Annotated in this window: 11 protein-coding genes and 1 riboswitch; of the genes, 10 read left to right on the top strand and 1 reads right to left on the bottom strand. The window is 38.7% G+C overall.

Translation table 11 applies throughout. The annotated features are described in order from the left end of the window. Position 1: 1 nt before the first annotated feature. From POF52_RS22615 to POF52_RS22575, 9 genes are all read left to right on the top strand, one after another. Positions 2-1,282, top strand: coding sequence for an MFS transporter (locus POF52_RS22615; RefSeq protein WP_016764664.1), 1,281 nt, complete (start codon positions 2-4; stop codon positions 1,280-1,282). Positions 1,283-1,308: 26 nt separating this feature from the next. Then, entirely contained in the window at positions 1,309-1,953 is a 645-nt protein-coding gene (locus tag POF52_RS22610; RefSeq protein ID WP_013083742.1) for a bifunctional 4-hydroxy-2-oxoglutarate aldolase/2-dehydro-3-deoxy-phosphogluconate aldolase, read from the top strand. A gap of 101 nt (positions 1,954-2,054) precedes the next feature. Further along, positions 2,055-3,065, top strand: a complete 1,011-nt coding sequence (locus POF52_RS22605) for a LacI family DNA-binding transcriptional regulator (protein ID WP_013083741.1) — start codon at positions 2,055-2,057, stop codon at positions 3,063-3,065. 102 nt (positions 3,066-3,167) lie between these two features. Continuing rightward, positions 3,168-3,803 (top strand): 3-hexulose-6-phosphate synthase, encoded by a 636-nt coding sequence (gene hxlA, locus POF52_RS22600; protein WP_271995074.1) that lies wholly within the window; start codon positions 3,168-3,170, stop codon positions 3,801-3,803. Continuing rightward, positions 3,803-4,351 (top strand): 6-phospho-3-hexuloisomerase, encoded by a 549-nt coding sequence (gene hxlB / locus POF52_RS22595; protein ID WP_013083739.1) that lies wholly within the window; start codon positions 3,803-3,805, stop codon positions 4,349-4,351. Before hxlA ends, hxlB begins: the two co-directional genes overlap by 1 nt. A gap of 313 nt (positions 4,352-4,664) precedes the next feature. Then, a complete protein-coding gene (locus tag POF52_RS22590; protein WP_025751238.1) occupies positions 4,665-5,636 on the top strand; it encodes a DHH family phosphoesterase in 972 nt (323 codons plus the stop codon). Between the two features lie 21 nt (positions 5,637-5,657). Beyond that, entirely contained in the window at positions 5,658-6,407 is a 750-nt protein-coding gene (locus POF52_RS22585; RefSeq protein WP_271995071.1) for an SDR family oxidoreductase, read from the top strand. A gap of 269 nt (positions 6,408-6,676) precedes the next feature. After that, entirely contained in the window at positions 6,677-7,324 is a 648-nt protein-coding gene (locus POF52_RS22580) for a nitroreductase family protein (protein WP_271995069.1), read from the top strand. 427 nt (positions 7,325-7,751) lie between these two features. After that, on the top strand, positions 7,752-9,323 hold the full coding sequence (locus POF52_RS22575; protein ID WP_013083735.1) for an APC family permease: 1,572 nt from the start codon (positions 7,752-7,754) through the stop codon (positions 9,321-9,323). Positions 9,324-9,382: 59 nt separating this feature from the next. Here the strand turns inward: POF52_RS22575 and POF52_RS22570 are convergent, their stop codons facing one another. Continuing rightward, positions 9,383-9,946: a YdcF family protein gene (locus POF52_RS22570; RefSeq protein WP_271995067.1), complete on the bottom strand. Its 564-nt coding sequence runs from the start codon at positions 9,944-9,946 to the stop codon at positions 9,383-9,385. 147 nt (positions 9,947-10,093) lie between these two features. Continuing rightward, positions 10,094-10,273, top strand: a riboswitch (cobalamin riboswitch). A gap of 92 nt (positions 10,274-10,365) precedes the next feature. Here POF52_RS22570 and POF52_RS22565 point away from each other — a divergent pair. Then, positions 10,366-11,892, top strand: coding sequence for a cobyric acid synthase (locus POF52_RS22565; RefSeq protein ID WP_013083733.1), 1,527 nt, complete (start codon positions 10,366-10,368; stop codon positions 11,890-11,892). Positions 11,893-11,915 lie beyond the last annotated feature (23 nt).

Here is an 11,915-nt window from a genome sequence, read left to right as displayed (position 1 = left end):
AATGAAACAGCAGCTAGCAAAAAAAAGATGGCTTCGATTAATTCCTATCGTATTTATTACGTATAGCCTTGCATATTTAGACCGTGCAAACTATGGGTTTGGAGCAGCGGCAGGGCTGGCAGAAGATCTTCATATTACGCCAGGTATTTCGTCTTTATTAGGGTCGCTCTTTTTCTTAGGTTATTTCTTTTTCCAGATTCCAGGCGCTCACTATGCTGAAAATAAAAGCGCCAAAAAGCTGATTTTTTGGTCTCTGATTTTATGGGGAGCACTTGCTACAGCTACGGGTATGGTAAGCCACGTCGGATTTTTGTTTGTTATTCGATTTGCTTTAGGAGTAGTTGAAAGTGCCGTTATGCCTGCTATGCTGGTATTTTTAAGCCACTGGTTTACAAAAGCAGAACGTTCTAGAGCCAACACGTTTTTAATTTTAGGAAACCCGGCAACCGTTCTTTGGATGTCTATTGTTTCTGGGTATTTGCTAGAATCGTTTGGCTGGAGATGGATGTTTATTTTAGAAGGTTTTCCAGCTGTTATTTGGGCATTTTTATGGTGGAAACTAGTAAATGATGAGCCAAAAGATGCAGGATGGCTGTCGAAAAAAGAAAAAGCAGATTTACACGATGCGCTGCAAAAAGAACAAGAAGGAATCAAACCTGTTAAAGGCTATAAAGAAGCTTTCAAAAATCGTACTGTCATTTTATTAAGCATTCAATATGCTTTATGGAGTATCGGTGTCTACGGATTTGTTATGTGGCTTCCGTCTATTATTAAAGCAGCGCCTAACATGAGTATAGTGAAAACAGGTTGGTTAGCGTCCGTTCCTTACGTATTAGCAGTTGTATTAATGTTAACGGTTTCATATCTGTCAGATAAGTTTTTAAAACGAAGCGCATTTGTATGGCCGTTCTTATTAGTAGGAGCGTTTGCTTTTTACGGATCTTATTTAGTTGGCACAAGCAACTTCTGGCTTTCTTTTACTTTACTCGTTATCGCCGGAGGAACGATGTACGCTCCGTACGGACCGTTCTTTGCAATTATTCCTGAAATTTTACCGCGTAATGTTGCCGGAGGAGCAATGGCTTTAATTAATAGCATGGGCGCACTTGGTTCATTTGCCGGTTCTTACATTGTAGGATTTTTAAATGGATCAACAGGAGGATTTGGCGCTTCCTATATCTTTATGGCTGGATCATTATTCCTTGCGGCAGTTTTAACCATTGTCGCAACGAAAAAGCCAAGAGAAGTTCAAAGTGTAAAGCCAGTCGAAACAACGGCTTAATGTAACGATAAAAAAGGAGAATTGAGATGCATATTGAGAAAATTACAAGTAGCGGTATTGTAGCGGTCATTCGAGGAGCAAGTGCTGAGCGAATTATTCCGCTTGCCTACGCATTAAAAGAAGGCGGAGTAACAAACCTAGAAATTACAATGGAAAACCCTGCTGCTGTAGAGGTTATTAAAGAGTTAAAAAATGAATTTGACGACTCGATGTTTATTGGAGCAGGAACTGTTCTAGACGAAGAAACAGCACGAATTGCTATTATGGCGGGAGCGTCATTTATTTTTTCTCCTACGGTTAATGAACGAACAATTAAAACGGCTAAAAGATACGGTGTCATTAGCGTTCCGGGCGCTTTTACACCAACTGAAATACTAACAGCCTATGAATGCGGTGCAGATATGATTAAAGTCTTCCCGGCAAGCGTAGTAGGCCCCGCTTATTTTAAAAATATAGCAGGACCGCTTCCTCATATTCCATTAATGCCAACGGGCGGCGTTACGGCTGAAAATGCGGGCGCTTATATTAAAGCTGGAGCAGCTGCTATTGGGGCAGGAAGCACATTAGTGGATGGAAAGCAGCTTCCAACTCCTGAATACTTACGTCAAGTAACAAAGGAAGCGAAGCGTTTTACTAATGAAATTCAAGAAGCTAGGCTTGCGTACGCTTAATAAATAAAGCCTTCTGCTAGCAAGAAGGCTTTTCCTTTTTCGTTTTTTTCGTTTACACTAGGAGTAGCATAATTTTAGGGATTGAATGAAAAGGGCGGATTATGATGCAAAAAGTTACTATGCTGGACGTTGCAAAAGCAGCAAATGTCTCCAAAAGCACCGTATCACAATACATTAACAAACGGTATGAATATATGGGCGAAGAAACACGAAAGAAAATTAAAGAAGCGATTGATACACTCGGCTATCAGCCCAACTATCTAGCAAGGAGCTTAAAACAAAAGCGAACGTCAATGATTGGGATTATTGTCGCGAATATTATGCACAGATTTTCTACTGAAGTCATTCGTGCAATTGAAGACTATTGCCATTCACAAGATATACATGCCATCATCTGTAACGCAGATGATGACCCTGATAAAGAAAAGAAATATATTAATATGTTAAAAGCAAAGCAAGTAGATGGCCTTATTTTATTTCCAACGGGAGCCAATACTTCTCTTTATGAGCAGATGATCAAAGAAGAATATCCAGTTGTTATTATGGATCGCAAAATTCACGATGTAAAAGGAAAAATTCCATCCGTAGTGGCGAACAACCAAGAAGCCACAAAACAGGCTATTTTGCATCTCCTCGAGCTGGGACATAAGCATATAGCGATTATTACAGAACCATTAACTATTACACCCCGGATTGAACGTGTAGAAGGGTACAAAGAAGCGTTAACATTAGCCAATATGCCTGTAAATGAATCCATGATTATCAACTGCAAAAAAGCGGACATGCAAAAAGCGCTTGAGAAGCTATTTGCATCCGATAATCCGCCCACAGCGCTGCTTGCTGGAAACGATTTAGTATTCATTGAAGTGCAGAAATTTATTAAACAACACGGATTTAATATCCCAAATGATTTATCTTTAATTGTTTATGATAATATTCCTTACGCAGATGTAGCAACGCCTGCTGTTACGACGATTTCGCAGCCCGCTTTTGATATGGGAACAAAAGCAGCAGATTTACTTATTAAACAAATTTTGAAAGAAAAGATAGCTTATGAAGAATACCAGTATGAGTGTGAATTAATTATTCGAGAAACAACTTTGTCGCATTAAGCTAAAAAGAGCGCCTATGGCGTGCTCTTTTTAGCTCATCAAAATATTGGTTTTTTTTACGTAGTTACTAAACCGGTTTAGTAAAAAGTGAGGAGAAAAAATATGAAGATACAATTAGCATTAGATCGCGTCACAATTGAAGAAGCTATTATCCTTGCCAAGATGGCAGAACCCTCTGTTGATTGGATTGAAGTAGGTACATCTCTTATAAAAGAGTATGGAATTGAAAGCATTTATAAAATCAAACAGGCATTTCCGCACAAGACGATTGTAGCAGATATCAAAACGATTGATAACGCAGAGTATGAGTTTACAATGTGCTATCAAGCAGGTGCAGATATAGCAACAGTCATGGGTGTATCACCTTTACCTACGATAGATACTTGCGCAAATGTCAGCGAAAAATGGAATAAAAAAATGATGGTTGATTTATTAAACACGTCAAACAGCTTGCAAAAGCAAGTGGGTATTTATAGAAACGCTATTTTTTGCCATCATATCAGCAAAGACGAGCAAGAAAAAGAAGGAAAATCGCTGAGTCAAATAAATTTGCGGCAATATTTTCATTCAGATGCCCAAATAGCAGTAGCAGGAGGAATTAATCCAGCCTCAGCAGCATCATTACTTCAAATGAAGGCAGACGTTGCGATTATTGGATCAGCGATTACAAAAAGTGCGGATGTGGCAAAGGCATCTGCTAAATTTCAAGACTTATTTATGAGCAGGGGGAACGTATAATGACAAAAACACAAACGATTTTACACGAAATTACGACCGTAATGAATCACATAAAAGAGCCTCAAATAGAAGAAGTAGCGCTTTCACTTTACCAAGCGAAACGAATTTTTGTTATAGGCGAAGGCCGCTCTGGGTTAATGGGCAAATCATTTGCGATGAGACTGATGCATTTAGGTGCCACAGTATACGTTGTGGGGGAGACTATTACTCCTTCGATTGCAGCAGGTGACGTGTTGGTGGCCGTATCTGGTTCAGGAAAAACACAGCAAGTGGTGAGTGTAGCTAAAAAAGCCAAAGAAGTAGGATGTTCAGTTATCGGCATTTCAGCTAGTACAGAATCACCATTAACTGCTCATACTGACGAGCTGCTGCACATTCCCGCTGCAACCAAATATCGAAGTGAAAATGAAGCAGCTTCCATTCAGCCTTTGGGCTCGTTATTTGATCAATGTGCTCACGTTGTATTTGATACCATTTGTTTAGAATACGGGAATTTGAATCACACGGATCATGAACAGGCGTTTAAGCAGCACAGCAATTTAGAATAAGAGGAAAGAGACTAGAACAAAAGTAGGTTATTTAAAAGAAAATCCGAACGATGAATCGAGATTCTTGATAAAGAATCACATTCGTTCGGATTTTTTCATTGGTATCGGTGAGCGTAGGTTTCATGTGTGTAGTTGCTTCTAGCTGTTGATTGAATCGATGTAGTTATGTCTCACTCTCTTTTGATACAGGTAAGTCTAAGTCTGAACGTTGACTTCACTTCAAAGTAAATAACAGCATTTTTATGCTGAAATTGCTATAATATACAAGCCGGTACATATACTAAGGCGACTGAAAATAAAGGAGTTTTGATTAATGACAAAAATAAAATTAATTTCACATAACGATTTAGACGGGGTAAGTCCGGCACTATTGGGTCGGTTAGCGTTTGGCGATGATAACTTTGATTACAGCACGGTAAGCATTGGCCGCATCAATGACACAGTGACACATTTTATTGAAGAAGAAAACGATGGAGACACGGCTTTATACATAACGGATATTAGCGTGAATGAGGAAGTAGCGGAAAAATTAAATGAACTGGTAAAAAAAGGCCAAAAAATCACTCTTATTGACCATCATATCTCTGCTCTTCCACTAGCTGAGAAATATGATTGGGTTCATGTTATTGCAGAAGACGAAAACGGTAAAAAGACGGCAGCTACATCTCTTTTCTACGACTACTTAGTGCGCAACAACATGCTCCAAAAAACGGCGTTGCTTGATGAGTACGTAGAACTTGTGCGCTTATTCGATACGTGGGACTGGTTCCATGAAAATAACTTGAAAGCAAAGCGCCTTAATCACCTATATTATCTAATCCCGCATGAAGAATTTAAAGAAACCATTCTAGAAACGCTTCGTGAATCGTACCATACTGAAAATCAAGAATTTACGTTTACGGACAAACACGAAATTTTACTAGAAGCAGAAGAAAAAAAGATTGAAAAATACATTTATGATAAACAAAAACAAATCATAAAAGAAAGGGTTGAAATTGATAACACAGCGTACAACGCAGGGATTGTATTCGCAGATACATATCAGTCTGAGCTAGGAAATGCACTGTGTCTAGAAAACGAAGATATCGACTTTTCCGTTATGGTGGACATGGGACGCCAAAAGATTGGGTTCCGTGCAGTAAAAGACGAAATCAACTTAGCAGAAATTGTTGGGCACCTTGGAGGAGGAGGTCACCCAAAAGCTTCTGGATGCAAGTTAACGGCTGAAACGTTTGCTCTTTTCGTCACGGATCACTTGTTTAAAGACGAAGAAAAAAGTGAATAAAGCGTATAAGGAGGAGATGATATGTCATTTAAAGATTTAGTTGTTGTTGTTACCGGAGCTGCGAACGGAATAGGTAAAGATGTATCCCGCTCATACGCGAAACAAGGAGCAAAAGTGGTATTGGCAGATGTGGACGAAACCGAAGGAGAGCGTCACGCAGAAGCTATTCAAAGACAAGGCGGAGAAGCCATTTTTGTGAAAACAGACGTCCGAAAAGAAGGCGACATTTTAAATCTCGTTGAAAAAACGGTCAGTACGTATGGAACGATACATATTTTGATTAATAATGCAGGCGTTTCCCGCTGGAAATCACCGTATGAGCTAACCATTGATGAATGGGATGACATTATCAATACGAACCTGCGCAGCGTGTTTCTATGCTCTCGCGAAGCAGCTAAGGTGATGAGAAAAAACGAAAGCGGAGGCTCCATTGTAAACTTAGCTTCTACGAGAGCTACAATGTCTGAACCTCACACAGAAGCCTATGCTGCTACAAAAGGAGGAATCGTGGCTTTAACTCACGCACTTGCCATTTCACTTGGTGATGACAACATTACAGTAAATGCTATTTCTCCAGGATGGATTGAAGCATCTGACTACGATGGCCTTCGTGAAATCGATCATACGCAGCATCCGTCTAATCGGGTGGGAACGCCAGCCGATATCTCAAGAGCGTGTATGTATTTAACAAACGTTGAAAATGATTTTGTAACAGGAGCTAACCTCGTAGTAGACGGGGGAATGACGCGAAAGATGATTTATGAACATTAAGCATCTACGAAAAAAGACTGCCGTATTTAGCAGTCTTTTTTCATATAATCATGAAAAGAAAAAGATAATAATTTTTTCTTGACAGAACAAAATAATCATTGTAAAGTAAGTTACATAAAGTAATTAAATTTCAATTAATATTTTTTTAGTTTAATATCTTGAATTAGAGATATAAGAATTCATTATATCTTGTTTATCTCCTTTTATCAGGGGGAAGGGTATAAACATGCAATTTAAGCTTAAAAAACAAACAATTAGGAGTGTGGAAAATGGGTTTTTTAGATAAATTATTTGATAAATCAAGTGATCAACAACAGGTTGGAAAAGATTTTTATGAAGCAATTAAAAACCGACGTTCTATTTATGCAATTGATAAAAATGTAAAAATGTCAGAAGAAAAAATTGAAGAAATTATTAACTTTGCGGTGAAACATACTCCATCAGCATTTAATTCCCAAAGCGCACGCGTAGTCGTTTTATTTGGCGAACAGCATGATAAAGTGTGGGATATTACGAGAGAAACGCTTCGTAAAATTGTTCCAGCTGAAAATTTTTCAGATACGGATCAAAAAATGAACTTATTCGGAAGCGGCTATGGAACCGTTCTTTTCTTTGAAGATCAAGAAGTAGTTGAAGGGCTGCAAAAGCAGTTCGCATCTTACAGCGAAAATTTCCCGGTTTGGTCTAACCAATCATCAGGCATGCTGCAGCATGTGATTTGGACAGCGCTTGAGCTCGAAGGCCTAGGAGCAACATTACAGCATTACAATCCATTGATTGACGATGAAGTAAAAGCAGCTTGGAATATTCCAAGCTCATGGAAATTAATTGCCCAAATGCCATTTGGTAATCCTGTGTCACCTGCGGGAGAAAAAGAATTTCAACCGCTAACTGAACGTGTAAAAGTATTTAAATAAGCAAAATAAGAGGTACGGACAAAATTATTTTAGTTGAAGCAAAATCCGAACGATTCATCGTTCGGATTTTTTCATTGGTATGGCAAGCGTAGGTGTTGCGTATGTAGTAGCTGCTTCTAGCGGTTGGCTTCGTTATGTCTCAGCCTCTTTTTTTGGTAAATAGTTTGAATATTCTTTTATGTTTAACCTAAGAAAAATGCGGTTAAATAGGAGGAGTAGTCCTCAAATCTTCTGTGGAATTTATGCGCTATACATAAGCAATTCAACGATGTTTTACAAAAAAATAAAGTTTTTAACTTGGTTTTTTAGAGAATATTTGTTAACATATCCACTTGTGAGGTCTTAGTAAGAGGAGGATGATGTAAAGAATCCCATATCGGACGCAAGGGCGTAGATATGTGGAGTGGGAATTTTAAAGGAGGATTTTATGTCTGATCAAGGAAATCAAGGAAAATTTAAAAAATCAATATCGTTACTTGACCTAACGTTAATTGGGATGGGAGCTATTTTTGGTTCCGCCTGGTTATTTGCGGTTAGTAACGTAGCGTCAAAGGCTGGGCCAGCCGGAAGTTTTTCGTGGCTGATTGGCGGAGTCATTATTTTACTTATCGGTTTAGTGTATGCTGAACTTGGAGCAGCGCTGCCGCGTACCGGTGGAATTATCCGTTATCCGGTTTACTCACATGGTCATTTAGTGGGTTACTTAATTTCATTCATTACCATTATTGCTTACACTAGTTTGATCGCTATCGAGGTAACGGCTGTACGTCAGTATGTTGCTTTTTGGCTTCCTGGTCTAACTAAACATGGTTCTGAATCGCCTACTACAGTCGGCTGGTTATTTCAGTTCGCGTTATTAACGCTATTTTTTATCATTAACTACGTAAGTGTAAAAGCATTTGCTAAGTCAAATGTTATTATATCTGTGTTCAAATATGCGGTTCCTCTTACAATTATCGTCGTGTTGGCTTATCACTTTAAATCAGCTAACTTTACAACTGGCGATTTTGCTCCGTTTGGTTTTAATGGTATCCAAGCAGCCATTTCAACAGGTGGCGTTATGTTTGCTTACCTAGGACTTCACCCTATTGTTTCTGTAGCCAGTGAAGTTAAAAACCCGCAGCGTAATATTCCAATCGCGCTCATTATCTGTATTGTACTTTCAGCGATTATTTACACAGCACTGCAAGTATTGTTCATTGGTAACATCCCGGCTGATATGCTATCAGGAGGATGGGGAACAATTCAAGAGCAATTCTCTTTACCATTTAAAGATATTGCACTTATTTTAGGCCTTGGCTGGTTAGTAACGCTTGTTATTTTTGATGCTATTTTATCACCAGGCGGTAACGGGAACATCTTCATGAATACAACTTCTCGTTTAGTTTATGCTTGGTCTCGTAATGGAACATTATTTAAACGTTTCTCAAAAGTAGATAAGAAAACAGGAATTCCACGTGCGTCACTATGGCTATCATTTGGAATGTCCGTATTCTGGACACTGCCATTTCCTTCTTGGGAAGCGCTAGTAAACGTATGTTCAGTGGCACTTATTCTGTCTTATGCGATTGCGCCAATTTCAGCTGCTGCATTCAGAGTAAATGCAAAAGACCTTAAAAAACCTTTTAAATTAAAAGGCATGAGCGTTATTGCTCCTGTTTCATTTATTTTCTGTTCATACATCGTATATTGGTCAGGATGGACGACAATTTCTTGGCTGCTAGGATCACAGCTGCTAATGGTTGTTATCTACGTAGCGTTTAAGAAATACGTACCAACTGACGTTGTAAAATTTGCACAGCAGCTTAAATCTGCTTGGTGGCTAGTTGCTTATTATATTATTATGCTTGTTATCTCTTACCTAGGTTCATTTGGTGGAGGACAAGGTGTGCTAAGCAACCCGCTTGACTTAATTTTAATTGCTCTTGTTTCACTCGGTATTTTCTACTGGGCGAAATACACAGGTTTACCAAAAGCAGTTATCGATACAGATGATTAATAAAAAAACGCGGCATGAATTCATGCCGTGTTTTTTATTTGTACAGGGGTGTACTCTATTTATTTATCAAACAGCCACGTTTTTAAGATAGCAGCATACTCACGAAAGTAGGCTTGAAGTTTAATTGAATTTGGTGTCTTTGCACCTAAAGGATAAACGTCAAAACCTTGACGTTTAGCAATAATAGAGGCGCGAAATAAATGAAAATCATTGCTAACAAGGACGACTTTTTTGTGTTGAATATCGACTTTCTGTTTAGTAAAAGTAAAATTCTCAAAAGTAGAAGTTGACTGATTTTCTTTTATAATTCGATTCTTTTTAATTCCTTCTTTCCGCAGAAAACGATAGGCTGCCTCTGCTTCAGAAATTTCTTCATCGGATCCTTTTCCGCCCGTTACGATAACTTTTGTTTGTTGATGTGCTTGTAAATAAGATAAAGCCGTCTTTACTCGTTCTTTTAAACTAGGAGACATTTGGTCCCCATCTACTTTAGAACCTAAAACGAGCACATAATCTGCGTTTTGTGGAACAGGCTTGTGAGCAGTTTGATACATACAAAAAGATATAATTGCTATATAAAGAACAAGAGAACCAATAAAGGTATAAATCATTTTTTTCTTCAACTGTGAGCACCTTCCTAGCTATTTCATAAGATGTTTGGAAAATAATTGTTATTATAGCATACGAGACCCAAATAAGTATAAACACAGTAATATATAATAATAGAAGAAAATCGTTATTGTGAATGGTTATAAAATTCGTTACAATAAAGAATAAATGATTTTAAAAGTGCCTCTAAGGAGGATAATAGGGAAATCGGTGTAAATCCGGTGCAGCCCCCGCTACTGTAAATGTGGATGAACCTGCAAAGACCCACTAGTCAAACTAGGAAGGGTGCAGAAGTAAAACGAAGCATAAGCCAGGAGACCTGCTTTTAAAAACCCCTTATTTTTCGGTGGGAGAAATAAGTCAAGACAATGTGTTAATGAGCGCATGACCAAACCTTGACTTTTACAGTTAAGGTTTTTTTATGTGGTAGGGAGTGGAAAAAGTGAAAAAAGGAAAACCGCTTATGATTCAAGGAACGCACTCAGACGCTGGAAAAAGCATGATTGCTACAGCATTTTGCCGTATTTTTAAAGAAGACGGCTATCAAACTGCACCGTTTAAATCGCAAAATATGGCGCTTAATTCATACATTACAATGGATGGAAAAGAAATTGGCAGAGCGCAAGGAATTCAAGCAGAAGCGGCTGGAGTAGAGGCAACAACCAATATGAACCCTATTTTAATTAAACCAACTCGTGATCATGAATCTCAAATTGTCGTTCACGGAAAACCGCTACGTAATATGTTTGCTTTTCAGTATCGGCAAGAATTTTTTAATGAAGGTTTGAACGTTATCACGGAAGCTTATAAAGAGCTTGCCAATCATTATGATCGAATTGTGATTGAAGGCGCTGGAAGTCCTGCCGAAGTCAATTTGAACGATCGGGAACTCGTAAATATGCGTGTTGCAAAAATAGCAGAAGCGCCTGTTGTGCTAGTAGGAGATATTGATAAAGGTGGCGTTTTCGCGAGCCTAGTGGGTACTCTTCAATTGCTTCCAGATGAACACAAGTCTAGAGTTATCGGGGTGTTAATTAATAAATTCCGAGGAGATTTAGAACTTTTAAAACCAGGTTTGAAGTGGTTTGAAGAATACACGGGTGTTCCGGTTCTAGGAGTTATTCCTTATATGAACAACGTGGAAATTGATGCGGAAGATTCGTTATCACTTAGAAATTACTCAACGCTTGTGAATCCGTTAAAAGAAATTGATATTGCGGTCATCTCGTACCCGCGCATCTCAAATTTTACAGACATCGATCCTTTAAGCTTAGAAGAAGACTGTCACGTGAGGCTTGTAACCAAGCCGTCGCAATTAGGTACGCCTGATTTAATTGTTTTACCAGGAAGCAAAAATACGATTGAAGATGCGCAGTTTTTACAAGAAAGCGGCCTGGCTCTAGCCATTAATCAAGTATTGAACACAACGAACGTTCACGTCATTGGCATCTGCGGAGGATATCAAATGCTAGGGGAGACAATTACAGACCCTGATGCAGTAGAATCTCGGATTGAATCCATTAAAGGGCTGGGCTTGCTTCCAGTGGAAACGGTTATGACAACCAGCAAAAAAACAGAAAGAGTTGCTGGGTATGTCCAGCTAGAAAGTGAAAGAGTTTCGATTGAAGGCTACGAAATTCATATGGGAAAGACGATTTCTAAGAGCACCACGGAAGCTTTTGCAGTGGTAGAGCATGAAAAAGAAGGAACGGTTAAAGACAACGTCATTGGCACGTATGTTCATGATGTGTTTCATAATGATGCTTTGCGCAGAGCTTTGCTTAATCAAATTCGTAAACATAAAAAATTGCCGCCTATTACGGACACATTCAACAGTCGCCTGCAAAAAGAGGAATCTTTTTCAAAAGCAGCAGCATATGTGAGAGAAGCCGTAGATATGGAAAAGCTGTATCAGTTAATAGACAACTATAAAAGCCCGGAGCAAACACAAAAAGTATAGCTTGTAGAGGCTTTCGCTTGTTT

The organism is Priestia sp. AB (genome assembly GCF_028369225.1).
Taxonomy (GTDB): domain Bacteria; phylum Bacillota; class Bacilli; order Bacillales; family Bacillaceae_H; genus Priestia; species Priestia megaterium.
The sequence above is the reverse complement of the archived record's forward strand: the minus strand, read 5'-3'. Positions and strand labels throughout refer to the sequence as shown.